This window comes from Sediminibacterium sp. FW305-C-49 (genome assembly GCF_058231085.1).
Genome location: NZ_JBIQXS010000001.1, coordinates 1,434,784 through 1,460,094 on the forward strand (window position 1 = coordinate 1,434,784; position 25,311 = coordinate 1,460,094).

Consider the following 25,311-nt stretch of genomic DNA (forward strand, 5'->3'; position numbering starts at 1 on the left):
TTCTTAAAAATCCTGTTAATCATGTTCTTCTTCATCAGGTTCGTGTAATGCAACTGCCATTTCATTGGTTTTTACAAACCGGCACCAACGACAGTCTTCTTTGCCGCAACCGGTATAAAATTCCCTGGCCTGTATCTTGCTCCAAACGGTTTCTATCTGATGGGTAACTGTAGTGATATCACTTTCAGTAATTACCCTTTTTTCTTTTAAGTATCCTTTCTTTTTATCCGGTTCAATAAAATCGAATTCAGCACTTACAGCCTGCCAGCTTTTTGACGGGTAGTGATCAACCAGTATTTTATAGAAAACGGCCTGTCTCCAGTAATCGCCACCATTGGGTTCCTTGTCATTGGGCGGGTTTAATTTTTTGATCCCCTTCTCTGCATCACCGGTTTTATAGTCTACTACGTTCACCTGTCTGCCATCAAACTCCAGTTTATCCAGTTTGCCTTTTAATGGAATGCCTTTGATGATTACATTGCGGATATTGGTTTCGATGGCCACAATTTTGTTCCATTCATTGATATAGCGATGATAGTATTCCACTAGTACTTGCTCACCCTGTTCCACCCTGCGTGCAAACTGTTCTTTGGTAAAGTTTTCACGATGACGGTTCATATACCATTTAAAATCAGCCATAAATTCCTGTGTATCCGGGAAAACCTGTTCACGCTGCTGCATTTTCTGGAATAGTGATTGTAACGCATGGTGAACTGCAGAACCAAACTCAGTGGCTTCCGATTTACCCGATGGAACACGAACAAGATTATTGAAATAAAACTGTAATGGACACTTCAGGTAATTGTTTAATGCTGTAACATTCATCACAAATTTGTCGAGTATCTGTGTAATGAAATCAGCTTCAATTCTTTCAATCTCGGGCCTTTGTTCTTTTTCAAGTGAAAGAATACTGAATTCGGCAATGGTGTTTTCATCAAGACTGATGGCTGAATAAGGTAGCTGGTGTTCTTCTCTTATTTCTGCGACAAACATGGACGGCTCAATTTCTTTCCCATCTTTATTTTTACTGGCATAAGAAACAGATAACTGTCTGGCAGCCCTTGTGATGGCTACATAAAACAATCTTCGTAACTCCTCTTCTTCATTGTGAGCAGGCTGGGAAGAAAAAATGGTGTCGGGCATACTGTAACCACCACCGGGTTTTCTTTTCTTTTCCCAGTTGACTGAATTACAACCGGCGACAAATACATATTCGTATTCCAGTCCTTTTGAACCATGTGCGGTCAAAAGATTTACGGCCTGATCGGTACCGCCCACTCTTACCAGTGGCAGCGCCAGACCTTCTTTTTCCATCAGATCAAAAATATTGATGAGCTGCTGCAGACTGAGTAATGGATTGCGGTGTGTTTCTTCTTTGATGAAATCGAACAAACCGGTCAGCAATTGTAGAAGCCAGTGTTTATCCGGATTCTGCATGATGTATGTTAAAACACCTGCTTCACGAATCATGTTTTCGAATAATTGCTGAAGAGTAACATTGGGCACATCTTTTATGAGTTGCTCTATTGCAGATTGCGCTTTTTTAAGCCCCGGAATTTCCTGGCTAAATAAATCCGGTAATGGTCCCTGTAGTTTTTCAGCGATGAGTTGACGGAGTGAAGTTTTTTTATCACCAAATCTTCTGTCGGCTACTTCAGCGGTCAGTTTGGCGATTTCAATAGGAGGGATGGAAAACCAGTTGTAATGCAATATTTCAAACAACATTTCATCGCCACCAAAGGGAATATCATGTTCGGCAGCCAGGTACCTCAATACTTCTACAAGCTGTTTACCCAGTGGCTCCTGGAGAATATTCACGTTACGCTTGCTATAAACAGGAATTTTTTTCTGCTGAAAATAACGTGCCAGTTCCTCTCCGTATTTATTCTCCCGGTAAATAATACTGATATGCCCGGGTTGTACACCCTGTTTAATCAAAGATTCTACCTGCAAGGTTATATGAATCATTTCCTGTCGGGGATTTTCATATTCAATAACCTGTGGCAAATCTTTTAACTGATTGAGTTGAGGATTTGCGGCAATCAATTCTTTATTTAAGCCATCCAGTTTTTTTACCAACCGCTCATTGTTTCTTTCAATCAACGTTTTAGCAACATTAAGTATGGGTTGAGTTGAACGGTAATTATTGGTTAGAATAACAGTATATAGTGACTGGCTGAACTGTTGGGCAAATGCTTCCATATTCTCCACATTGGCACCCTGGAAGCGATAGATACTCTGGTCATCATCACCTACGACGAATACATTGGGTGTTTCCCAGTAATTGATGAGTAGTTTAATCAATTCATTTTGTGTACCACTGGTATCCTGGAACTCATCTACTAAAATATACTGATACTGTTCCTGGTAACGGGCCAACAGGTTTTTATTATTGTTGAATGCGTCGAGTACCCAATTAATCATATCATCAAAATCGTAGCGATTTCTTTGACGCATCATCTGCTGAAAACGGGAAAATTCATCTACTGCAGCACGCAGTTTTTCCATTTTCTCTGTTTCTTCTGCAATCTTGTTTTGTTTAGGGTCTCCTTTTTTATTGGGGCCACTTGTTCGTTGGTAAATAAAATCTGGGCGGGTAGGTAATTCTGTCAGGTAAATATCAATTCGTGATCTGATGTGTTCAGCGGTCCATCCTTCTCTTTTCATGGTGCTGAACAACTGCTGCAGGTTATTGATTTCATAATACACATCACCTCTGTATCTTTTAAGGGGATGGTTTTTGGGGAAACCATCGATCAGCTCTTTCATCAGCGCTATTCTTTCAAGATCCGAAATGGGATCCATGGATGTTTTTTCAAACAGGGAAAGATTATCCTGTATCACATCATTACAAAATGCATGGAAAGTGCAGATATTTACTTTGTAGGCATCTGGACCAATAAAACCCAATAACCTTTTGCGCATGGCCACAACACCGGCATCGGTATAGGTAAGACAAAGAATATTTTCGGGCTGTGTATCTGTCTCCAGTCTCAGTTTACCAATCCTCGCTCCCAAAATTTGGGTTTTGCCGGTACCCGGACCGGCAATAACCATAACAGGACCTTCGAGTGTATCAACTGCTTTTTGTTGCTGTTCGTTGAGCCCTTCATATATCTTTTTGAATTGCGCCAGTTGTTGTTCACGGGTAATCATGGAATAAAGATAGAGGAAACAGCAGAACAGCAGGATGTCGAACATTTTAGTTGATATGCTGTTATTAGCTAAAACTGCACCATGTCGAAAGTCTATTCTTTACAAACTGTTCAGCGAATACCCATTTCATTGGCCGATGCATGGGACTTTTTCAGCAGCCCCGAAAACCTGAAAGAAATTACACCAACCAACCTTGGTTTTAATATCATCAGTAAACACCATGGCAGTCGTATGTACCAGGGACAGATAATTGAATATAAAGTAAGCCCGTTGCTGGGTATCCCGTTGTACTGGATGACGGAGATTACACATGTATCCGATCAGCAGTTTTTTGTGGATGAACAGCGTTTTGGCCCATACAGCCTCTGGCACCACCAGCATCATTTCAAAGCCATTGAAGGAGGGGTTGAAATGACAGATATTGTGCATTATAAATTACCGCTCTGGATATTAGGGGATATAGCAAATACACTGATGGTTCGCCGACAGCTTGAACAGATTTTTGCATTCCGTTTTACTGCTGTTGAACAACGTTTTGGCAAATGGCCGTTTGAGCAGGATAAAAAAATCAAATTCGGTTAATCAGTATAACAGTCTCAGCGGGCTCACGTTATTGTCTGCATCTACTGAGGCTACGAGTATTTTTTTCCCTTTGGCTTCCGGATGTTTATTGAGATCAACCATAGCAGTTTTATCGCCTACAATAAATTCAATCAACTGGCTGTTGCCAAAATCCGGATCAGCTTTTCCTTCATTCATGAACACAGCAAAACCCTTAATCCTTTCCTCACCTTTATACACCAATCTGAAAGTATGTTCATTGGTTTTTTCTACCAACGGCTGCGGAGGAATGCTGTTGTCGAGCCAGAACATAGGTGGTACCAATGCGGGATAACGATAATAATTCTGTTGTAAACTGTCGTTCCAACCATTGGGATTTTTGTTGAATACACTGCTGTTGTAATAAATACTGCCTTGTGTATTCTCATAGCTTCTCAATGCCTTTATCTGTTCAGGTATTTCGTTCCTGTTCTTCCAGGCAGTATTCGATCCGGCCCTGTAAATGCCATGTCCAATGTATAAATGTCTTCCATAACTATGGTCATTCCACCAGCGTAATAAAATATCGTAGCTGGCCAGCGGATGTCCTCTTTCCCAGTAGAGTTGCGGTGCTATATAATCTATCCATCCTTTCTGTAACCAAAGTAATACGTCGGCATACAATTCATCGTAGTTTGTAGGTCCTGAGCGGGTTTCACTGCCCATAGGGTCCTGGCTCTTATTACGCCATACGCCAAAAGGACTGATACCAAATTTTACTTTTGGGTTTGCTTTTCTGATGGTTTGCTGGAGCAATACGATGATACTGTCGCAGTTGCTTCTTCTCCATTCATCTTTTGCCATTCCTTTTCCAAGCTGTAAAAAAGTTGCCTGGTCGGGAAAATCGCGACCGGGGATTTTGTAAGGATAAAAATAGTCGTCCATATGAATGGCATCTATCCTGTACCTCATTACAATATCTTTTACCACATCGGCCACATGTTTACGCACGTCTGTTAATCCGGGATTGAAATACTTTTTGTCGCCATAAGTGACAAACCATTCCGGGTGTTGTTTGGTAATATGATTGGGGGCCACGGATGAACGAAGAATATTGAATACGGCACGATAAGGATTAAGCCATGCATGAAATTCCATACCACGTTTATGCGTTTCGCTGATCATAAACTCGAGCGGATCGTAATAGGGTGTAGGGGGAAGTCCCTGTTTACCTGTGAGGTATTCGCTCCAGGGTTCAAGTGTAGAAGGGTAGAAAGCATCTGCTGACGGGCGTATCTGGACAATCAGTGCATTCATGCCATTGCGACGATGCATCTCAGCCATGCGAATAAATTCGGCCTGCTGCTCTGCTACCGAAAGCGTTCTTTTGCTGGGCCAGTCAATATTTTCTACTGTTGCTACCCAGGCGGCACGGAACTCATAATTGGGTGAATGCTGGGCAGAAGAAGTAATAACAGACAGAACCAGTACAAGACAAAATGGGAGCAATACTTTCATACCTCAAAGATAAACCAGCAGGTATGGTAAAGGCATTGATGTGGAAGAATTGGGAAAACCGCTACAGAAATTAACAATTAGGTAGTCTCTTCACGCATTTTATCGAGCAACTTGTTTAAGGTGGCGGCTTCAGTTTCAGAAAGTCCCTGTATTAGCTGGTCTATTTCTGCACTTTTCTTATCAAGTTTTTCGAGTAGGGCTAATCCTTTTTTGGAAATGCTCACGTCTACCAGGCGCTTATCGGCTGAACACACTTTTTTTTCTACCAATCCCTTTTTTAATAATCGTTCAACAATCCGACTGGTATCGCTCATTTTATCAAGCATGCGTGAGCGGATCTGTAAGGTACTCATCGGTTGCTGGCAACCTCTGAGGATACGGAGAATATTATACTGCTGGGGTGTAATATCATCCGGATCAAGCATGGTTTTGATTTTTTCATTCAACCAGTTGGCAGAATAAATGATATTCACAGAAGCCTTCTGGTATTCATTCCTGAAACGCTGTTGTTGTATATCTTTTTCAATACCCATAGTTGTAAATGTAGGAAAAATGTGAGAAGGGAAATGAAAACTATTGGGTGAATTGTGGGGGGGCGAATGATCAATGGTGAATGGTCAATATTGAAAAATATCATTCATCATTGACCATTCACCATTCACACCTCATAGCTGTTAATCCTGCCACACACTCAATCCCTCACTGCAATTTGCGCAGATATCAATATTTTTTCGACTGGTCATGAGTTCTTTTCTGAATTGCCGGTAATTCTCATTAGTCCATATCTGCCTGAAACTTTGGTTCTTCAGGTTGCCGAGCTGGTGCATGGCATCTTTGTCGAAACAGCAGGGTACAACCAGTCCATCCCAAGTGATTACATTGGCATGCCACAGTTTCCAGCATCGATTGGTTAAACCACTCTTCACCTGCATCTTTCCATTGCGGTCTTTTTTATACCGGCTGTATTTATTGCTTTCGGGAATCAGGTTATGCGGGTCATTTTCATAATCGTACACTTGTGCCGTTTTAAAACGAACCTGGTCAACGCCAATTTCAGCACCCAGTTTTTTTACCTCTTCAATCTGGTGTTCATTGGGTTTTACCACTAAAAACTGAAAAAAGATAAATGGTGTTTTGCTCTTTAGTTCTTTTTTCCATTTTACAATATTGCGGGCACCTTCCAGTACTTTGTCGAGCTTGCCACCCACACGGTATTGCTGGTAAACATCCTGTGTGGTTCCATCAATGGAAATAATCAACCTGTCTAACCCGCTTTCTACTGTTTTTTTTGCTTTTTCATCTGTTAGGTAGTGTGCGTTGGTGGAGGTGGCAGTATAAATACCCTTGTCGTGTGCATATTTCACCATCTCCAGAAAATCGGGATTCAGGTAGGGTTCGCCCTGAAAATAAAAAATGAGGTATAACAGGTCTTTATGAATATCATCAATGGTTTCCCTGAAGAAATCTTTTTGCAACATGCCTGTAGGTCTTGTGAAAGCTCGAAGTCCACTCGGACATTCAGGGCAACGTAAATTGCAAGATGTGGTGGGTTCAAAGGAAATGGAGATTGGAAACCCCCATTGAACAGGCTTTTTACGCAAGCGGCTGATCTGATAGCTCCCATATACTTTTAAAGCATTCCATACCCTTCTTGCCGTGAGTTTACCCAGAAAATTGACACTGTCGTTCCAGTTAAAATAACCCATTGTGTAAAATTAGTAAAAAGCAGGATGGAAAAGCTGCTAAAACTATGTTGTATTGGAAGTTACAATACTGTTTTCCCCGATTTTTGTAGAGATATGTCAAGAAAGAGATCTAAACGGTTAAGCAGGGAGCAGAAATTATGGTTGATATTGCTGGTGGGTGGCTTTGCGCTGATTCTTTATTTCACTTTACTGAACAAGTGGCAAGAACAGCAGGAAGATACGATCTCGTCTGTAAAGTATGAGGCATTTGGCATACAGCTTCCTCTTGGTTATACCATTCATGGCATTGATGTAAGTGTACACCAGGGACCTGTTCACTGGCCATCTGTGTATGGCATGAAAGAAGAAAAAACAAGGATGGGCTTTGTGTTTATGAAAGCTACGGAGGGATTAAATGACACTGATAAACGCTTTCGAAAAAACTGGAACGATGCAAAAGAAGCGGGCATGGTAAGAGGCGCTTATCATTTTTTTCTGGCAACAAAAAGCGGGAAAAAACAGGCATTGCAATTTATTCAACAGGTAACGCTCAAAAAGGGGGACCTGCCACCGGTGGTAGATATCGAAAAGTTATATGGAGTGAAGCCGGCTTTGATGCGGGAGCGATTAAAAGAATGGTTAAGAGAAGTTGAATCATATTACCGGGTAAAACCTATTATTTATACCTATGCCGATTTTTATGAACGTCATCTTGGCGATGAATTTAAACAGTATCCTCTCTGGGTAGCACATTATTTTCAACCGGATAAACCCAGAATCAATCGTTCATGGCAATTCTGGCAACATAGCGAACAAGGAAGTATCAATGGTATCAGATCAAAAGTAGATTGTAATGTGTTCAATGGGGATTCACTGAAATTTAAACAAATGTTGCTTCCTTAACCAGTTTAGTATCTTTTAATGATTATCAGTGGTCAAATAACTTAATTTTGTACCTCAAACCTTTAGATGCAATCTCAACACGACTACTCTACCTGTCAGTCCTGTGCGCAGCGATTCAACTCTGTTTTTTGTAAAGCAAGGGAAGAGTATGTCAATGCCATCAATGAACAAAAAATATGTAACACATTTAAAAAGGGGCAACTTCTTTTTAATGAAGGTGCTTATCCTTTCGGCGTTTACTGTATCAATGAAGGAAAAGTAAAACTATCGCACCAGGGAGATGATGGGAAAGAGCAGATCATTCGACTGCTGAAAGCCGGTGATGTACTAGGTTACAGGGCACTGTTAAGTGGCGACAGATATGGAGCTTCTGCTGTAGCGTTGGAAGACACAAAAGTTTGCTTTATTCCCAAAGACATATTTGTAACCGTTTTGAAGAATGATACAGGTCTTGCCTTTGAGATGATGAAATTGCTGAGTGATGAGTTGCATAAGGCAGAAGTAAAGCTTACCCATCTGGCACAAAAACCTATCAGGGAACGTCTTGCAGAAACATTACTTTTTATCAAAGAAACCTATGGTTTTGAAGAAGATGGTATTACGTTGAATGTTCGTTTGTCTAGAGAAGAAATTGCCAATCTAGTGGGTACTGCTACAGAATCTACCATCCGTTTGCTGTCTGATTTCAAAAAAGATGGTATGGTGGAACTCGACGGCAAAAAAATAAAAATCCTCCAGCATAAATTACTGCTGCGAACTGCCAATCTCCAGGATTAAACATGATAAAAATCATGTTTGCGGTTGAGTATCATCATAGTTGAGCCTTTAGTACCACGCTACCTTGCAATCAAATTACTCGTATCATGTTGTTGCAGGCAGGTGGCCATCTATTTCCGGGTTCGGGTTCAATCGGAGAAATCTGCAGAACCATTCCTTCTACTTACCATACACCGATCCTCGATTCCTGTGTCAGGATACGTGTGTACCTGAACCAGCATGCATCCATTGCAGAATTACCCGAATCAGTTTCCGAAATTGTACAATTGGTCTTTCAGAAAATTGAAGATGAGCTAACCCATTCGTTCAGAAAAGAAACCGGTATTCTTTTTCCATATCTACAGCAGCAAATGGGGGGAGAGAAAATTTTACTTCAACCCAAAGTGGTGGATGCCATGCTGCATACACACCAGGTACTAATTGAGTTATTGCAGAAACTTAGGCAGTTGATGCACCATTATGTAACACATCCAGGCTGGCCCGATACGCTCAAAACCTGTATCAATGAAATGTTCCTGTTGGAAACATATGTGCTGAGATGGATTCATTTTGAACAGAGCACATTATACCCTTTGTTGAATCAGCATCTTACAACAAAAACAACATGAATAAAAACATGTCGGTACCATCAACTGAAATAGCCTGCTATCATTGCGGTGAAACCTGCAGGGATACAGATATCCAGGCACATGACAAACATTTTTGTTGTGAAGGCTGTAAAATGGTCTATGAAATACTGAATGAACATGGCATGTGTACTTATTACGACCTCAACCAGAGCCCGGGACAGTCGCAAAAAATAATTGTCCGTTCAGACAAGTTTGCTTTCCTCGAAGATGTCTCTATACAGCAGTCGCTCATCAGTTTTAAAGATGACGAACATACACATGTTAGTTTTTATCTCCCGCAAATGCATTGCAGCAGTTGTTTATGGCTGCTGGAGCAGTTACATAAACTCAATGATGGCGTTGTTAGTTGTAAAGTAAATTTTGAAAGAAAGGAAGCTGATATTGTTTTTGATCATCGTGTCATGGGTCTGCGCCAACTGGCTGAACTGTTGACAGGAATAGGTTATGAGCCCTATATCAGTTATCATGATCTGGGTAAGAAAAAACCTGTAACAGACCGAAAAAAAATATTCCGGCTGGGCGTGGCAGGTTTTTGTTTTGCGAATATCATGCTCATGAGTTTTCCTGAGTACCTGGGTATTGATGACAAAGAAGGTCAGTTACTTATTTTTTTCCGTTACCTAAACCTTGTTTTGAGTTTACCGGTCTTCTTTTACAGTGCAGGAGAATTTTATACCAGCGCCTGGAATGCACTCAAACAAAAATTCCTGAATATCGATGCACCAATTGTATTGGCCATCTGGGTAACATTTGCGCGCAGCCTGTATGAAGTTTTTACCGGTACAGGTAGTGGTTATTTTGATTCGATGACGGGGATCGTTTTTTTTATGCTCGCTGGCCGTGTATTACAGGACAGAACACACCGGCAACTAAATTTTGATCGTGATTATACCTCATATTTTCCTGTTGCGGTAACCAGAATTCAGGATGAATTATCATCTACTGTAACCTTGCCCGATATACGATTGAATGACACCCTGCTCATTCACCACCAGGAACTGATTCCTGCTGATGGTATTATAACACGTGGCCGCGCATTGATCGATTATAGTTTTGTTACCGGGGAAAGTTTACCCGTGGCCAAAGAAATGGGAGAAATTGTATACGCTGGCGGTAAACAGGTAGGAGGAAATATTGAAGTGTTGGTGATTAAGGAAGTTGCACAAAGTTATCTTACCAGGCTATGGAATAAAGATGTATTCAAGAGTGAAACAAACAATGAGAATTCTTTTGTTCACGGATTGAGCCGCTGGTTTACCTGGGTAGTGTTTGCTGTGGCTATTGCAGCCGGTGCATACTGGTTTTGGCAGGATGAAAGCAGGAGCTGGAATGCTATTACGGCGGTACTCATTATTGCTTGCCCTTGTGCCTTGTTATTGAGTAATACATTCACCAACGGAAATATTCTGCGTATCCTTTCACGAAATCATTTTTACCTGCGTCATGCTACTGTCATTGAAAAACTGGCCGATATCGATACCATTGTTTTCGATAAAACAGGAACACTCACTGCGGGTACAGAAATGGAAGTGGTGTACGATGGAAAACCCATTACGCCGCAGATCCGAAAAAAAATAGCTACACTGGCGGCACAATCAACACATCCTTTAAGCAAAGGTATTGCTGCCTGGGCCGGGCAGCCATTAAAAGATCCTTTTCTGGCTTTTGAAGAGTTCCCGGGAAAAGGAATTGAGGGGATGGTGGATGGCGACCTGATAGCATTGGGCTCAGCTCTTTTCATCATCGGTAAAACACAAAACGATGAGGCTTCGGTAGTGTACCTGTCGGTAGAAGGAAAATTACTCGGCAGATTCCGCTTCAGAAATCATTACCGGCAATCGGTCCCTATGTTATTACGACAACTGCAATCACGTTTTCATGTTGCAGTGGTAAGTGGCGATAACGATGGCGAATTGCCTTATCTGCGAAAATTATTGGGCCAGCGTTCGGAACTGTATTTTAATCAGCAACCGGAAGACAAACTGGAAGTACTGAAGTCGATGCAGCAGGAAGGGAAAAAAGTGATGATGATTGGCGATGGATTAAATGACTCCGGTGCTTTGAAACAGGCTGATGTGGGGGTGGCCATTACAGACAACAGTAACAATTTTACACCGGCCAGCGATGCCATCATTGAAGCAGGAAGCCTGCCACAGTTGTACCAGTTAATCAGGATGTGCAAATTCAACCGCACCATTGTAATGGCTGCATTTGTTATATCTATACTCTACAATATTACCGGGTTATATTTTGCCATTCAGGGTACATTATCACCCATGATCGCTGCCATATTAATGCCTTGCAGCAGCATCAGCATCCTGCTGATCACATTTGGGTTGAGTAACCTCGCTTCCAGACGTTTACAACTCATCTGACCAAAACATGACTAAAATCATGTGTTCCCTTGAGTAATATCATAGGCTACCCCATACACTGAAAATACTTTTACAGTGTTTATTCAACAGCTATGAGTGTAATCATTCTTCTTTTAATCACAAGTATCAGTGTGGCAGGTTTATTCCTGGGTGCTTTTATCTGGAGTGTGAAAACGGGGCAATATGATGATGAGGAATCTCCTTCTGTTCGGATGCTTTTCGATCAACAGCCCAATAAAAAATAGTTACTAACTCTCTTCTATAAAACGACCATTCATGCAATCAGAACAATTTTATTACGACAACAAAACGGTAAAGCTTTTTGCATACGCCACCATATTATGGGGTGTGGTAGGTATGCTGGTAGGGTTGCTTGCTGCTGTTCAGATTTATTTACCGGCGGCTAACTTTAATCTGCCTATCACTACATTCGGAAGGGTAAGACCACTGCATACCAATGCGGTGATTTTTGCTTTTGTGGGTAATGGTATTTTCATGGGGGTATATTATTCACTACAACGTTTGTGTAAGGCACGTACGTTTAGTGATACACTCAGTAAAATACATTTCTGGGGATGGCAGTTGATCATTGTGGCGGCAGCAGTAACACTGCTGGCGGGTTATACCACCGGTAAAGAGTATGCAGAACTGGAATGGCCCATCGATATCGCCATTACATTGATCTGGGTGGTATTTGGTATCAATATGTTTGGTACAATCCTCAAACGCAGAGAAAGCCATTTATATGTAGCCATCTGGTTTTATATCGCTACCTGGGTTACAGTGGCGATGCTGCATATTGTAAATTCATTTGAAATACCTGTTACTTTCCTTAAAAGTTATAGCTGGTATGCAGGTGTGCAAGATGCACTGGTACAATGGTGGTATGGTCACAATGCCGTGGCATTCTTTCTTACCACACCTTACCTGGGTATCATGTATTATTTTCTTCCGAAAGCTGCTAACAGACCAGTATATAGTTATCGACTGTCGATTATTCACTTCTGGGCGCTGATCTTTATTTATATATGGGCAGGTCCGCACCACTTATTATATACGGCTTTACCCGACTGGGCACAGAGTCTCGGTGTGGTATTTAGTGTGATGTTGATTGCACCATCATGGGGTGGTATGCTAAACGGTTTGTTTACACTGAGAGGTGCATGGGATAAAGTGCGTGAAGATCCTATCCTGAAATTTATGGTAGTGGCCATCACCTGTTATGGTATGGCTACTTTCGAAGGACCACTGTTGAGTTTGAAAAATGTAAATGCAATTTCTCACTTTACCGACTGGACCATTGCACACGTTCACGTAGGTGCATTGGGCTGGAATGGATTCCTCACTTTCGGCATTCTCTATTGGATCATTCCTAAAATTTTCAATACCCCGCTGTATTCAACCAAACTGGCGAGCACACATTTCTGGATTGGTACCATTGGTATTGTACTTTATGCCATTCCCATGTACTGGGCTGGTTTTACACAGGCCATGATGTGGAAACAGTTTACCGAAGATGGCACACTCAAGTTCCAGTTCCTGGAAACAGTTACCCATATCATCCCATTATATGTGGCTAGAAGTATTGGTGGTCTGTTATACCTCGTAGGTGTATTCATCATGGTGTATAATATTGTGAAAACAGTAAAAGCCGGTAAACTGGTAGCCAATGAAGCTGCCGAAGCACCGCCATTGCCAGCAAAAATTGTTACACATGGTAAGCAATACTGGCACCGCTGGATTGAAGCAAGACCTATCCAGATGCTGGTACTTAGCCTGGTTGCAGTAGCCATTGGTGGTATACTTGAAATCGTTCCTACATTCCTGGTGAAGAGCAATGTACCTACCATCGCGGCAGTAAAACCTTATACGCCACTTGAATTACATGGTCGTGATATTTATATACGTGAAGGCTGTTATACCTGTCACTCACAAATGATCCGCCCTTTCCGCGATGAAGTGGCCCGTTATGGAGAGTATAGCAAAGCCGGAGAGTTTGTTTACGATCATCCATTCCAGTGGGGCAGTAAACGTACAGGGCCCGACCTGGCACGTATTGGTGGAAAATATCCCGATAGCTGGCATTACAACCATATGCTCGAACCACAGAGTATGAGTCCGGGTTCTATCATGCCATCCTATCCATGGTTATTGGATGATGCCATTGATACGGCTACAACCGCTTCAAGAATAAGAGCCATGCAGACACTTGGTGTGCCTTATGAAAAAGGATACGATCAGATAGCCAACAAAGAACTGATGACACAGGCAGAAAAAATCAGTAAAAACCTGAAAGCTGATAAAATAGAAACCTCTGCTAATAAGGAAATCATTGCAATGATTGCCTATCTGCAAAGAATTGGGGTAGATATTAAAGGGTCACAACCAATAGCCCAAAAACAATAAAAGCAACAGACATGAAATTCATTAACTACCTGGAAAAGATTATTGGTGTAGATATCTATGCGCTCAGTTCTTTTTCCATCTTCTTTACTTTCTTTCTGCTGATGACCCTCTGGGCCTGGAAAGCAGATAAAAAGATGATAGAAGAAATCAGTCATTTACCCTTAGACAACTAACCTTCTGACTAATAAACGAATCGCAATGCAACAGCGTAATTTTCAACGGATCAAATACATGAGTGTATGGATGATCGGCCTTTTTTGTACACTGGTTCCATCTAGCGTATGGGCCGAAGGTCCACCCAAACCCTCTGCCATGGCCAACCCGCTTGCACAAGTATTGGTGGTGGTTATTGCAGCTTTATTACTGGCTATTGCTTTACTGGCACATGTGGTATTAGGAGCGGCAGAAATGAAGATGAAAGAATTCCGGGCAAAAAAAATAGCTGCCACACAACAGAAAATACTCAGCGTAATTGCTTTTTTACTGTTCAGTTCAGCAGTATTTGCAGCAGACGAGCCGATAGCTGCAGCAGTGGATCAAACAATCAGTGGACTATCACCCACTGCATTTTATTCACTGATTACTGTGGTGGGTGTTGAACTGCTTGTTTTATTATGGCTGTTGTATCACTTAAAAAGTTTGTTGGCGAAAGAAACGGAAACAGTAGCAGCCGAAACCGAAGAAGTAAAAGAATCGCTGTTGGCAAAATGGTGGACTAAAGCCAATAATTTCAAACCCGTTCAGGAAGAAGCGAATATTGACCTCGGACACGATTATGATGGTATCCGTGAACTGGATAACCGTTTACCGCCATGGTGGTTATATGGGTTTTATATCTGTATTATTTTTTCCGGTATTTATCTCTGGCGTTACCATGTAACACATACGGCTCCTTCAAGTCTTGAGGAATTAGCGGCAGTCATGAAAAAGGCGGAAGCAGAAAAAGAAGATTACCTGAAAAAGGCTGCCAATAATGTGAATGAAAATACAGTAACCTATCTCAGTGATGCTTCTGCACTCGATGCGGGTAAGAAAATATTTGTAACCGCCTGCGCCGCCTGTCATGCTGCAGATGGTGGCGGAACGGTAGGTCCTAACCTGGTAGACGAATACTGGTTACATGGAGGAAGCATGGCCGATGTTTTCAAATCAATCAAATACGGTTGGCCGGAAAAGGGAATGAAGAGCTGGAAAGACGATTATTCACCGGTACAAATAGCACAACTGGCCAGTTATATCAAATCAATCAAAGGGAAAAAACCAGCTACGGCAAAAGAACCTCAGGGTGAAATTTATCAGGAACAGGTTATTGTTGATTCTGCTAAACCAGCCACTCCCACAACCAAAGCAGGATTGAATTAATACGATGAGTGAAATAAAACATAGCAATGTAATTGAAACCGATGCTTTCCGCGACAGGATTGCAACAGTGGATGAGTCTGGTAAACGGAAATGGATTTATGCATATAAACCCAAAGGACGTTTTTATAACATACGTACAGTATTAAGCGTGTTTTATTTTATCATTTTCTTTGGCTTACCTTTTATTGAGATTGATGGGAGACCACTTTTTCTCTTTAATATACCGGAAGCCAAGTTCATTTTATTTGGTAAGATATTCTGGCCACAGGATTTTTTCATTTTTGGTCTTACCATGGTCACATTTGTCTTCTTTATTATTCTTTTTACTGCTGCCTTCGGAAGGTTGTTTTGCGGATGGGCTTGTCCGCAGACCAATTTCATGGAAATGATGTTCAGGAAAGTAGAGTATTGGGTATTGGGAGATGCACCTGCACAGAAACAATTGAAAGCTGCTCCATGGACAGCTAAGAAGATAGCTAAAGTGGCATTAAAACATGTGCTCTTTTTTCTGCTGTCTTTTATCATTGCCAATTTTTTTCTTGCATACATTATTGGTATAAAAGAACTCGAAAAAATCATTACAGAACCTGTTACAGAACATGTGGTGGGTTTTGCCTCCATACTTGTATTCAGTGCGGTGTTTTATGGCGTGTATGCATTCTTTAGGGAACAGGCCTGTACCGTAGTTTGTCCATACGGACGTTTGCAAAGCGTATTGCTCGATAAAAATTCTATGATCGTAGCATACGATTATAAAAGAGGTGAGCCAAGGGGTAATTTCAAAAAACAGGCAATAGCGCCTTTAGGTGATTGTATCGATTGCCATCTGTGTGTGAAAGTTTGTCCAACCGGTATTGATATCCGGAACGGCGTACAGATGGAATGTGTGGGTTGTACGGCTTGTATAGATGCCTGTGACCATGTAATGGATAGTATTGGAAAATCCAAAGGCTTAATCAGGTATGCTTCAGAGAATAGCATAGCGAACGGAGAACCCTTGCGTTATACGGTGCGGATGAAATTGTACACGGGTTTATGTTTCTTATTACTTGCCATCCTCACTGTGATTTTGATGACCAGAAAAGATATTGATGCAACAGTGATTAGAACGGCTGGAATGTTGTACCAAGAAAAGGGGGCAGACAGTTTATCGAACCTGTATAATATTAAACTGATCAACAAAACCACAAAAGATCTTTCTATAAAAATTGTACTACAGGATGAACAGGGAAAAATTCAAATGGCGGGGAAACCGGTAATCGATATCAAGAAAGAAGGACAGGCGGCAGGTACTTTTTTTATCATATTACCTAAATCGGCCATCAAAGAAAGAAAAACCTTGCTGAAATTGTCACTTTATAATAACGGCAAAGAATTGGTAACTGCAAAAACAAGTTTTCTGGGACCAGCCTTATAAAGGAAACGTAAATGGAATTTTAGATCATTAAAATAATTGTATGAATTGGGGAAACAAATTGATACTCGTATTCATTGGATTTGCAGGTCTGATGGCAACACTGGTTTACAAAGCGGTAAATACACGTTTCGAATTAGTGAGTAAAGAATATTACCAGGATGAACTTCGTTACCAGGATAAAATTGATGGCAGGGCAAACGTAGCCAACATTGGTATGATTACTGTTACGGCAACAAATGAAAACCTGGTGTTGCAAATGCCAAAAGAAATGAATGGACTTACTGTAAAAGGAGAAATATGGTTTTATTGTAAAACAGCAGCAGCTAAGGACCTGCGTTTACCACTTAATATTGACGCAGAAGGCAAACAGATCATCGCAAGAGACAAACTTGTTGCAGATAAATATCTGATGAAATTAAGTTGGGAAGCGGCTGATAAAAAATATTACCTCGAAAAAGAAATAGAACCTGCTGTTCAATGAGTGTTGCAATTTTTATATCGGCCTTATTGTTAGGACTGGCCAGCAGCCTGCATTGTATTGGCATGTGTGGCCCGCTGGTAATGAGTGTTCCTGTTCAACATTTACCACAGCATAAAAAATTACTGGGCATTTTATTGTATCAGTTTGGCCGGATAGTTACTTATATGATATTGGGTGTTTTGGCTGGCTTAATTGGCTGGCGTATTGGCGTGGCCGGCTGGCAACAGATATTTTCAATAAGTATAGGAATAGTGATGCTGTTCTTTCTGGTGAGCAGGTTATTTTTAAAAAAAATGGAGGGATGGAAATGGCTTAACCAAAAAGTCATCGGGCTTATTTCATGGTCCATGCAGCGTCATGGTTTTTCCGGCATGTATTTAATGGGGGCAGCCAATGGTTTGCTGCCCTGTGGCATGGTGTATATAGCTATTAGTGGGGCTATGGCCACGGGTACCATTCTACACGCAGTATTTTTTATGCTTTTTTTCGGTTTGGGAACCTTGCCCGCCTTGTTTTCATTCGCTTTCTGGGGTAGCCGTTTAAGTTGGCAAAACAGACAAGCCATGCGCAAGCTGGTGCCATATGTTGTAGGACTTACAGCCATTTTACTGATAATCAGGGGATTAAATCTTAATATTCCTTACCTGAGTCCATTTATCTCCGAACGTAGTGCAGATACGGTATCCTGTCACTAATCCTTTAACAAATCATTGTTAAACCATTGACATTTATTTCTGTCTTTACTATAGAACTTTGCAACAGGCAACAGTGAAAGAAAAACAGGTATCTGTTAAAAAGAAAACAGCATTTGTTTAGAAAGGATTAACAAATCCGAATAATCTTTTGGCACTGAATTTGCGTTAATATAAATATAAGCAAGTAGTCAATTTTCTCATAAGCAGTTAGTTTTGGTTGCGTCCCCCGTTTCCACGGGGGACAATTTTTTTTATAACTGCTGATCATCAATAATTTAGGCGGTAGTAGCAATTTTTCGCAAAAACAATGTTTGTGATAACGCCAATGCTCCGAGGGCTCCTACAGCATCCGCTAATATATCGGCTTCTTCAAATGAACGCCCCGCTACCAGCTCACGTTGAACAAACTCCATGGCTGTTCCATACAGAATACATCCGATGCTGATGAACCAGAACCAACGTTGACGCCCTTTATTCTCCAGATTGCTTTTCCACGCGGGGAAATGAAATAAAAAACAGAGCAAGCCAAACATGCCTATATGCACCAGTTTATCAAACTGGGGTATTTTTCTGAACAACCAGCCGGCAGGAAATGCGGCATTGCCGGGCAAACACAATAAGTAGATGCTGATGGCAAGAAAAATAAATGCCGGAATGAATCGTATCAGTTTCAATATGTTTGTTTTATAGGTAAGATGAGCACAAATGTATTGATGAACTACCCATTGCCTGTTTTTAATTGGTTAAAATTCCGGTAGTATGTACCCAGTTCGTATGATTTTATACGCCTTATGAGTCTTTTGGTAGACCATGCGCTCATTACTGCGGTATTGCTATTATCTTGGTTGTATTACTCTTTGTACTAAATGTACATCAAACAAGATACTGACCAGCCAACATGAAAAATTTCATACAGAAAATACAGCAATTGTATTTTGGCTACCTGTTTGTTACCCTCCTACTTTTAGCTTTTCTCGCTTTCTGGAAAACTTATTTTTCCGGATTGCTGACGAATCATAATTCCTTTCATTTCTACTTTCATTTCCATGTAGTTGCTGCTGTCTGCTGGCTGGTGTTGCTCATTGTACAGCCCATTCTTTTTCGGCAAAAAAAGCTGGCACTACACAGGAAACTGGGCAAACTTTCTTATTTGTTTTTCCCCTTATTGATTGTATCTATTGTGCTGTTAGCGCATGACCGATACCTCACTACAACAGCTCCGGACCCTGTTCAATTGCTTATTCCATTTAAAGATATCATCATTGCCATATATGGTTTTTCAATCGCATTGTATTATAAAAAAAGGGTCTTGTTACATGCAAGGGGTATGCTGTTAACTGGTCTGGTTTTCCTGGAACCCGTGCTGGTACGCATTTTTTCAAACTATTTATTACCATGGCCCTATGCAATGTATATGGTGATGGGCGTTATTTACAGCATTTTTATTCTCATTATGGTAAGTGAAAGAAAAACCAAAGAGGGTAGATGGATTTTGCCACCCGTTTTTGTTTTCTATATCATGGTACACCTGGCAATATTGAATAACTGGAACATTCCTTTCTTTCATGCTTTTGCCAGCTGGTTTTCACATTTCGATCTGACATAAAAATACCGATCGATTTTTCCTGAACGATAAGCCAGTCTGTTATACACTAATCAATAACGTTGCATAGCTATAGAGTTGTCTGTAGCTGTTTTGTCGTTTTTAATAGATAAATGCAATATGATTCAACGCTAAAAATTATTTTGGTGTTTATAAATTCCAACCATATGCAACAGTTCAACAGTCGTTTTCTTATTGTACTCCATTCATTCCGTGTAGTATTGTCTTTATTGCTGATTATTCACGGGGTGGTTAGACTGGTCATTGGCGGAGTACCCCATTTCGGTGCTTATTTAAACAGTGAAGGTATTCCTGCTGGTACAGTTATAGCGTATGCCCTTACTTTTTTTGAAATTATTGGGGGATGCCTTTTGGCACTGAGAATATTCAGTAAATGGATTATTCCTGTTTTCCTCGTTGAAATTATCATTGGTCTTATCATGGTTCATGCAAAAGAAGGGTGGTTTGTGGTTGGATATGGAAGAAACGGATCAGAATACAGTATACTCATTATCGTTTCACTTGTTTTAGTATGGTTTAGCGAAGATGTATTTGCGAAAAAAATATCCTGATATTCATCAAAATGCTGCACTCATAGACCTTAAACCGTTGTTTGTAGACAATTACCAGATTCTTTTCAGGGCATATACAAAAACGTATTTTTACAATAAATACTTTTTGATGCGCAAGAATGGCTTTTATGTATTACTATGGATCGTATATTATCTTGTAGTAGTATTTGTAGAAGCTGAATGGTTGCGCCGGGGTTCTCCAGAAATGCCATTATTGGCTGTTTATAAAAAAACGGCAATGGCGAGTGCTGTTTTTATCAGCGTACAAATACTTTTTTTTTATTACCTGATTTTTTTCTGGCTCGAAAAAGTGATTGACTCAAACAGACTAAAGGGTGAAAAGATAATTGAGCTGGTTGTTTTTTTCACCCTGACGGTTTTTGTAAAAAGGCTGCTATCCGTTTTTGTAACCCAACCCATTATTTACGAATCCGGGCCACCTGTAATTGCCAATATTTTTGATATCAGGCTATTGTTTACCAGCATGCTTTTTCTCACTTTCCCGATCGGTGTTAGTATTGCTGTTGAATTCCTGAGTTTCAGAATATATAACCTGCAAAGAGAAAAGGAATTGGTAAGAGATAAGCTTACGACTGAACTATCTCTGTTAAGAAACAGACTGCATCCACATTTTCTGTTTAATACACTGAATAATATCTATTCGCTTTCACGAAAGAAATCTGAATTCACTTCCGATGCCATACTCAAACTGTCTGAATTACTTAGTTTTATGTTGTATGAATCGGGTAAAGGAAGAATTACTGTAAAACAGGAAATGGCTTTTATCAATGATTATATTACGCTGGAAAGGTTGCGGTATGGCACGAGACTGGATTTTCAGTTTGATACTGAGATTGACAATCAGGAGCAGTTGGTATCACCATTATTATTGCTACCGCTGATCGAAAATGCATTCAAGCACGGCTCAGCACAGGCTTTAAATGATTCGTCCATTTATATTTATATAAAACTATCGAATGGGCTGCTCGATTTTATTATCAGGAATAGCTGCGACGTTCAGGTGACAGGAAAAAATGAAGGTATCGGTCTGAAAACCCTTAAACGTCAGCTCGAATTGTTGTATCCCCATCATCAGCTGGTTACAGAAAAAACACAAAACAGATTTACGGCAAATCTTTCTATCAATTTAAATCATTATGCAGAAATATAAATGCCTCATCATTGAAGATGAACCACTTGCTGCCGAAATCATTAATGAATATATTCAGCAGTTACCTCATCTGGAGCTTACGGCCGTTTGCACTAATGCCATTGATGGATTGCAGCTATTAAAAGCTGAAACCATTGATATTCTGTTTCTCGATATAAATCTTCCACGTTTGAGTGGTATTGATTTTTTGCGGTCATTGGTCAAAAAACCATCGGTAATTTTCATTACTGCGCACAGGGAGTATGCCATTGAAGGATACGAGTTAGATATTGTAGATTATTTACTGAAACCCGTTTCATTCAGCCGCTTTCTCATGGCGGTCAATAAAATTACAGAACGCAATTACCTGACTGCTTCGGGCGATCAGGTACAACAACCCCGGGACCACTTGTTTGTAAATGTTAGCAGGAAGCGGCAAAAAATACAGTTCGATGAAATCATTTACTTTGAAAGTAAGCGTGAGTATGTAAATATTGTTACACAACAGGACTCTTATCTCACAAAGATTCAACTCAGCGAATTAGAGAAACAATTGGATAAAGCTGTGTTCATACGTATTCACCGATCCTTTATTGTGTCGAAAAAAAGAATCAAAGCATACAATTCAACGGAGGTAGATCTGGCAGCAATCCAGATACCTATTGGCAGAAATTATAAAGAGCAAGTGCTTTTTCAGCTCAATCAAGCATAATGCATCGATATTTTTAATACCGATACAGTGTCTTTTGTATACCATCACCTGTTATTGGTAGAGTGATAGATGTAATAATGATGACTACGGGTTAGTTTGGATTCAGGTTTGTGTACATTTCTCAATGTCCATTTGTGTTGAAGTGATGCGGGATATTTTTTATATCCCGCATTTTCATTAAACCCTGTTGTTTGTATTCTAACGCTGGTATTCCATCGACAGTTCTTCTTTCTGGTAAGCTTGTACAATTAATTTTCGATACTGTTTATACAATCTGTAAAACAGTTTATCAATCAATTTAACACGTTTATGAAAAAGAAAACCTTGCTTTTAATGTACATGCTTGTATCGGTTGTGTGGGTGTACGCACAAACAAAAACTGTTACTGGTAAGGTACAGGATGAGAGTGGAACACCATTAAGTAATGTAAGTGTACAGGTAAAAGGAACAAAACAGGGAACAATTAGTTCTGGCACGGGTGAGTTTTCACTCACTGTTCCGTCTAATGCAACAACGCTTGTTTTTTATTTGCTGAATTACAAAACACAGGAACTGTCTGTGGGCACTTCTCCGATGCTGGTAAAACTGGTATCATCTGTAGATAATCTGTCCGACGTGGTTGTAGTGGCTTATGGTACTACCCGAAAACCGGAAGTAACCGGTTCAATGAGTATAGTAAAGGCAAATGACCTGGAGAATAAACCATTTACCTCAGTAGACCGTGCTTTGCAGGGTGCTGTTGCCGGATTACAATCTGTAGCCAGTTCTGGAACACCGGGAGCCAGCCAGCAAATCAGGATACGCGGAATCGGCTCAATCAACGCTAGTTCAGAACCATTATGGATACTGGATGGGATCATTGTTAATACGGGAGATGCTTCAAGATTAACAACTACAGCCAACCTGTTGAGTACACTTAATCCAAATGACATTGAAAGTATTACGGTATTAAAAGACGCGTCGGCATCTTCTCTGTACGGATCGAGAGCTGCTAACGGAGTAATTCTGGTAACCACAAAAAAGGGTAAATCCGGCAAAACCAAATTTCGTTTTGATACAGAAGTAGGGTATAGTGACAATGCTTATTTTAATGAGGATTATCGCCCCCTGAATGCAAGTGAATATTTTGAACTTACACGGGAAGGGCTGGTAAATGCCGGCGCTTCACCTGCAGCGGTTACTTCTACACTTACATCGCTGGGTTTTGGTAATAATGTCAATTATAACTGGCTCGATGCGGTAACTAAAAAAGGTACTCAGCGTCAATATAACCTCAGTGCATCGGGGGGTAATGAGCGAACTACTTACAATTTATCGGGCGGATATTTCAGACAGGAAGGTGTAACACTGCAAAGTGATTTTCAGCGATGGAATGGGAATATGGGCATTACATCCAAAGCTACTGACCGGCTTACGATCAGTACAACAATAAATACCGGCTTTGTTCAACAAAATGCTCCATTGGCCGGAGGCTCTTTTGGAAATCCTATACTAAGTTCTTACTTCTTACTACCGTCAAGGGCAGCAAGAAACCCCAACGGATCATTGAATATATCGGCTCCCGATTTCGGACCAGGAAATCTGCATAATACAGTTGCAACAGCAGAAATGGATAAACGTTTCCTGAAACAGCTGAGTGCGAGAGGAGGCCTGACTGCTGAATATAAAATACTAGATAATCTGAAGTTTACCAGCAGGTATGGTATTGACTATAATGTGCTCGAAGAGGAGCAATATAATAACCCTTTTCATGGCGACGGACAATCAGTAGGAGGCAGAGCTTTTGTATTTTATACACGATTGTTTAATTATACCTGGACCAATTTGCTCGATTATAAATTCTCCTTTGGTAAATCAAAGGATTTTACGACTGTTGTTCAGGTAGGTTATGAGGCGCAGGATTCAAGGACTTTAAGCAGCAATATCGGTGCAACCGGTTTTCCGGCTACTACACAACTCACTTATCCTGTAGTGGCTGCAACACCTACACAAGCAACAGCCACTGGTTCTGACTTTTCATTTCTTTCTGCTTTTTCTTCTGCTTCCATCAACTATAAAAATAAATATGTACTTACCGGGAGTTTGAGAAGAGATGGGTCAAGTCGTTTTGGTAATCAAAACCGCTATGGTAATTTCTGGTCAGTTGGTGGTACATGGAACTTAGATCAGGAATCTTTTATGAAGGATATAAAGCTTATCAGTCAATTAAAACTGAGGGCTTCATATGGTGTTAATGGTAACGCAGGCATCGGTAATTACGACTGGCAGCCCACCTATTCCTACGGGTCTAACTATAACCAGCAACCGGGTAGCGGGCCAAATAATATAGGTAACACATTTCTTACCTGGGAAATCAATAAGCCATTCAATGTGGGATTGGATGTATCTCTGATGAATAATGTAATTACATTAACAGCCGATTATTATGTACGTAAAACATCAAGTCTGCTGTTGGATGCACCCGTATCAAGAACCAGTGGGTTTTCAACTATTCGAGACAATATCGGCAGTATGGAAAACAAAGGTTTTGAGTTGAGCCTGAATGCAATACCTGTTACCGCCAAAAATTTCCAATGGTCAGTGAATATCAATTATGCCAATAACAGAAATAAGATATTGTCACTCGTGAATAACCAGGATATTATAACAGGAATTTTTGTTCGCCGTATAGGACAAGACTTTCAGTCGTTTTATGCACCAAGATGGGCAGGTATAGATCCAGCCAATGGTGATCCACTGTGGTATAAAACTTTCACAGGAAAAGAAACTACTAATAATTTTAATGAAGCACAAAGAACAATATTAGGCTCTGCTTCTCCACGTTATTTTGGGAGCATTACAAATACCCTCAAATACAAAGGGTTCTCACTTGAGGCGCAACTTTATTTTAGCGGAGGTAATCTTACGCAGGATGCATGGGCAGCTTTTTATATGGGTAGCGGAAATGGCCCCACTTTTAATAAGGTATTGCGCCAATTTACTGAGCGTTGGAAAGCACCAGGCGATAACAACGCAACTCTGCCACGATATGTGTATGGCGGAAACAAGCTGGCACAAAACCCATCTAACCTGTATTTATATAAAGGCGATTATGGCAGGATCAGAGATTTAACCCTTAGCTATCAGCTATCAGAGGAGTTAATTAAAAAACTTAAACTCAGTTCTGCTGTATTTTATGTACGTGGCACAAACCTGTTTACACTGGTGCGTGATAAAAAACTTCCATGGGATCCGGAGCAGGGTGTGTCCAGTCAGACCAACCTGAATGTTTTTATCCCTAAAACAATAACAGCCGGTATCAATATTGGTTTCTAATCAAAAATTATTTAA

At 40.6% G+C, this 25,311-nt stretch carries 22 protein-coding genes; 17 read left to right on the forward strand and 5 right to left on the reverse strand.

Annotation, left to right across the window (positions count from 1 at the left end):
• Positions 1-15: 15 nt before the first annotated feature.
• On the reverse strand, positions 16-3,201 hold the full coding sequence (locus ACH3Z1_RS06035) for an ATP-dependent helicase (RefSeq protein WP_490820963.1): 3,186 nt from the start codon (positions 3,199-3,201) through the stop codon (positions 16-18).
• A 36-nt stretch (positions 3,202-3,237) separates the two neighbouring features.
• Between ACH3Z1_RS06035 and ACH3Z1_RS06040 the strand changes: the two genes are divergently transcribed.
• A complete protein-coding gene (locus ACH3Z1_RS06040) occupies positions 3,238-3,738 on the forward strand; it encodes an SRPBCC family protein (protein ID WP_490820964.1) in 501 nt (166 codons plus the stop codon).
• Here ACH3Z1_RS06040 and ACH3Z1_RS06045 read toward each other — a convergent pair whose 3' ends face one another.
• The 3 genes from ACH3Z1_RS06045 to ACH3Z1_RS06055 form a co-directional block, all read right to left on the reverse strand.
• Positions 3,739-5,214: a glycoside hydrolase family 10-like protein gene (locus tag ACH3Z1_RS06045; RefSeq protein WP_490820965.1), complete on the reverse strand. Its 1,476-nt coding sequence runs from the start codon at positions 5,212-5,214 to the stop codon at positions 3,739-3,741.
• Positions 5,215-5,291: 77 nt separating this feature from the next.
• The gene (locus ACH3Z1_RS06050; protein WP_490820966.1) at positions 5,292-5,747 is read right to left on the reverse strand and encodes a MarR family winged helix-turn-helix transcriptional regulator; all 456 of its coding nucleotides are present in this window, start codon (positions 5,745-5,747) and stop codon (positions 5,292-5,294) included.
• A gap of 141 nt (positions 5,748-5,888) precedes the next feature.
• A complete protein-coding gene (locus tag ACH3Z1_RS06055) occupies positions 5,889-6,920 on the reverse strand; it encodes a radical SAM/SPASM domain-containing protein (RefSeq protein ID WP_490820967.1) in 1,032 nt (343 codons plus the stop codon).
• Between the two features lie 93 nt (positions 6,921-7,013).
• Between ACH3Z1_RS06055 and ACH3Z1_RS06060 the strand changes: the two genes are divergently transcribed.
• The 11 genes from ACH3Z1_RS06060 to ACH3Z1_RS06110 all read left to right on the forward strand — a co-directional run bounded on the left by ACH3Z1_RS06060 (position 7,014) and on the right by ACH3Z1_RS06110 (position 17,944).
• Positions 7,014-7,802: a glycoside hydrolase family 25 protein gene (locus tag ACH3Z1_RS06060; protein ID WP_490820968.1), complete on the forward strand. Its 789-nt coding sequence runs from the start codon at positions 7,014-7,016 to the stop codon at positions 7,800-7,802.
• 66 nt (positions 7,803-7,868) lie between these two features.
• Positions 7,869-8,579, forward strand: coding sequence for a Crp/Fnr family transcriptional regulator (locus ACH3Z1_RS06065; protein WP_490820969.1), 711 nt, complete (start codon positions 7,869-7,871; stop codon positions 8,577-8,579).
• An 86-nt stretch (positions 8,580-8,665) separates the two neighbouring features.
• Entirely contained in the window at positions 8,666-9,187 is a 522-nt protein-coding gene (locus tag ACH3Z1_RS06070; protein WP_490820970.1) for a hemerythrin domain-containing protein, read from the forward strand.
• A complete protein-coding gene (locus ACH3Z1_RS06075) occupies positions 9,184-11,583 on the forward strand; it encodes a heavy metal translocating P-type ATPase (RefSeq protein WP_490820971.1) in 2,400 nt (799 codons plus the stop codon). Before ACH3Z1_RS06070 ends, ACH3Z1_RS06075 begins: the two co-directional genes overlap by 4 nt.
• Before the next feature lie 92 nt (positions 11,584-11,675).
• Complete coding sequence (ccoS, locus tag ACH3Z1_RS06080) at positions 11,676-11,828, forward strand: cbb3-type cytochrome oxidase assembly protein CcoS (protein WP_490820972.1); 153 nt, start codon at positions 11,676-11,678, stop codon at positions 11,826-11,828.
• Positions 11,829-11,859: 31 nt separating this feature from the next.
• The gene (gene ccoN / locus ACH3Z1_RS06085; protein WP_490820973.1) at positions 11,860-13,989 is read left to right on the forward strand and encodes a cytochrome-c oxidase, cbb3-type subunit I; all 2,130 of its coding nucleotides are present in this window, start codon (positions 11,860-11,862) and stop codon (positions 13,987-13,989) included.
• A gap of 11 nt (positions 13,990-14,000) precedes the next feature.
• Entirely contained in the window at positions 14,001-14,162 is a 162-nt protein-coding gene (locus ACH3Z1_RS06090; protein WP_133474280.1) for a CcoQ/FixQ family Cbb3-type cytochrome c oxidase assembly chaperone, read from the forward strand.
• A 25-nt stretch (positions 14,163-14,187) separates the two neighbouring features.
• Entirely contained in the window at positions 14,188-15,351 is a 1,164-nt protein-coding gene (locus ACH3Z1_RS06095; protein ID WP_490820974.1) for a cbb3-type cytochrome c oxidase N-terminal domain-containing protein, read from the forward strand.
• 4 nt (positions 15,352-15,355) lie between these two features.
• Entirely contained in the window at positions 15,356-16,768 is a 1,413-nt protein-coding gene (ccoG, locus tag ACH3Z1_RS06100) for a cytochrome c oxidase accessory protein CcoG (RefSeq protein ID WP_490820975.1), read from the forward strand.
• 40 nt (positions 16,769-16,808) lie between these two features.
• Positions 16,809-17,249, forward strand: a complete 441-nt coding sequence (locus tag ACH3Z1_RS06105; RefSeq protein ID WP_490820977.1) for a FixH family protein — start codon at positions 16,809-16,811, stop codon at positions 17,247-17,249.
• Positions 17,246-17,944, forward strand: a complete 699-nt coding sequence (locus tag ACH3Z1_RS06110) for a sulfite exporter TauE/SafE family protein (RefSeq protein ID WP_490820978.1) — start codon at positions 17,246-17,248, stop codon at positions 17,942-17,944. The genes ACH3Z1_RS06105 and ACH3Z1_RS06110 overlap by 4 nt, the downstream gene beginning before the upstream one ends.
• A 275-nt stretch (positions 17,945-18,219) precedes the next feature.
• On the opposite strand, the gene ACH3Z1_RS06115 is transcribed toward ACH3Z1_RS06110, so the two are convergent.
• Positions 18,220-18,618: a VanZ family protein gene (locus tag ACH3Z1_RS06115; protein ID WP_490820979.1), complete on the reverse strand. Its 399-nt coding sequence runs from the start codon at positions 18,616-18,618 to the stop codon at positions 18,220-18,222.
• Between the two features lie 224 nt (positions 18,619-18,842).
• Between ACH3Z1_RS06115 and ACH3Z1_RS06120 the strand changes: the two genes are divergently transcribed.
• The 5 genes from ACH3Z1_RS06120 to ACH3Z1_RS06140 all read left to right on the forward strand — a co-directional run bounded on the left by ACH3Z1_RS06120 (position 18,843) and on the right by ACH3Z1_RS06140 (position 25,296).
• Positions 18,843-19,550, forward strand: a complete 708-nt coding sequence (locus tag ACH3Z1_RS06120) for a hypothetical protein (RefSeq protein WP_490820980.1) — start codon at positions 18,843-18,845, stop codon at positions 19,548-19,550.
• Positions 19,551-19,714: 164 nt separating this feature from the next.
• Positions 19,715-20,119 (forward strand): DoxX family protein, encoded by a 405-nt coding sequence (locus ACH3Z1_RS06125; RefSeq protein WP_490820982.1) that lies wholly within the window; start codon positions 19,715-19,717, stop codon positions 20,117-20,119.
• Positions 20,120-20,228: 109 nt separating this feature from the next.
• A complete protein-coding gene (locus ACH3Z1_RS06130) occupies positions 20,229-21,290 on the forward strand; it encodes a sensor histidine kinase (RefSeq protein ID WP_490820983.1) in 1,062 nt (353 codons plus the stop codon).
• Positions 21,277-21,981 carry a LytR/AlgR family response regulator transcription factor gene (locus ACH3Z1_RS06135; protein ID WP_490820984.1) on the forward strand — a complete coding sequence of 235 codons (705 nt, stop codon included), beginning with the start codon at positions 21,277-21,279 and terminating at the stop codon, positions 21,979-21,981. Before ACH3Z1_RS06130 ends, ACH3Z1_RS06135 begins: the two co-directional genes overlap by 14 nt.
• 309 nt (positions 21,982-22,290) lie before the next feature.
• Positions 22,291-25,296: a SusC/RagA family TonB-linked outer membrane protein gene (locus ACH3Z1_RS06140; RefSeq protein WP_490820985.1), complete on the forward strand. Its 3,006-nt coding sequence runs from the start codon at positions 22,291-22,293 to the stop codon at positions 25,294-25,296.
• The last annotated feature ends 15 nt before the right edge of the window (positions 25,297-25,311 follow it).

Excerpts from the sequence above, each read along its gene's own strand:
- ACH3Z1_RS06035 (WP_490820963.1), bottom strand. The coding sequence starts at position 3,201 with ATGTTCGACATCCTGCTGTTCTGCTGTTTCCTCTATCTTTATTCCATG.
- ACH3Z1_RS06040 (WP_490820964.1), top strand. The coding sequence starts at position 3,238 with ATGTCGAAAGTCTATTCTTTACAAACTGTTCAGCGAATACCCATTTCA.
- ACH3Z1_RS06045 (WP_490820965.1), bottom strand. The coding sequence starts at position 5,214 with ATGAAAGTATTGCTCCCATTTTGTCTTGTACTGGTTCTGTCTGTTATT.
- ACH3Z1_RS06050 (WP_490820966.1), bottom strand. The coding sequence starts at position 5,747 with ATGGGTATTGAAAAAGATATACAACAACAGCGTTTCAGGAATGAATAC.
- ACH3Z1_RS06055 (WP_490820967.1), bottom strand. The coding sequence starts at position 6,920 with ATGGGTTATTTTAACTGGAACGACAGTGTCAATTTTCTGGGTAAACTC.
- ACH3Z1_RS06060 (WP_490820968.1), top strand. The coding sequence starts at position 7,014 with ATGTCAAGAAAGAGATCTAAACGGTTAAGCAGGGAGCAGAAATTATGG.
- ACH3Z1_RS06065 (WP_490820969.1), top strand. The coding sequence starts at position 7,869 with ATGCAATCTCAACACGACTACTCTACCTGTCAGTCCTGTGCGCAGCGA.
- ACH3Z1_RS06070 (WP_490820970.1), top strand. The coding sequence starts at position 8,666 with ATGTTGTTGCAGGCAGGTGGCCATCTATTTCCGGGTTCGGGTTCAATC.
- ACH3Z1_RS06075 (WP_490820971.1), top strand. The coding sequence starts at position 9,184 with ATGAATAAAAACATGTCGGTACCATCAACTGAAATAGCCTGCTATCAT.
- ccoS (WP_490820972.1), top strand. The coding sequence starts at position 11,676 with ATGAGTGTAATCATTCTTCTTTTAATCACAAGTATCAGTGTGGCAGGT.
- ccoN (WP_490820973.1), top strand. The coding sequence starts at position 11,860 with ATGCAATCAGAACAATTTTATTACGACAACAAAACGGTAAAGCTTTTT.
- ACH3Z1_RS06090 (WP_133474280.1), top strand. The coding sequence starts at position 14,001 with ATGAAATTCATTAACTACCTGGAAAAGATTATTGGTGTAGATATCTAT.
- ACH3Z1_RS06095 (WP_490820974.1), top strand. The coding sequence starts at position 14,188 with ATGCAACAGCGTAATTTTCAACGGATCAAATACATGAGTGTATGGATG.
- ccoG (WP_490820975.1), top strand. The coding sequence starts at position 15,356 with ATGAGTGAAATAAAACATAGCAATGTAATTGAAACCGATGCTTTCCGC.
- ACH3Z1_RS06105 (WP_490820977.1), top strand. The coding sequence starts at position 16,809 with ATGAATTGGGGAAACAAATTGATACTCGTATTCATTGGATTTGCAGGT.
- ACH3Z1_RS06110 (WP_490820978.1), top strand. The coding sequence starts at position 17,246 with ATGAGTGTTGCAATTTTTATATCGGCCTTATTGTTAGGACTGGCCAGC.
- ACH3Z1_RS06120 (WP_490820980.1), top strand. The coding sequence starts at position 18,843 with ATGAAAAATTTCATACAGAAAATACAGCAATTGTATTTTGGCTACCTG.
- ACH3Z1_RS06125 (WP_490820982.1), top strand. The coding sequence starts at position 19,715 with ATGCAACAGTTCAACAGTCGTTTTCTTATTGTACTCCATTCATTCCGT.
- ACH3Z1_RS06130 (WP_490820983.1), top strand. The coding sequence starts at position 20,229 with ATGCGCAAGAATGGCTTTTATGTATTACTATGGATCGTATATTATCTT.
- ACH3Z1_RS06135 (WP_490820984.1), top strand. The coding sequence starts at position 21,277 with ATGCAGAAATATAAATGCCTCATCATTGAAGATGAACCACTTGCTGCC.
- ACH3Z1_RS06140 (WP_490820985.1), top strand. The coding sequence starts at position 22,291 with ATGAAAAAGAAAACCTTGCTTTTAATGTACATGCTTGTATCGGTTGTG.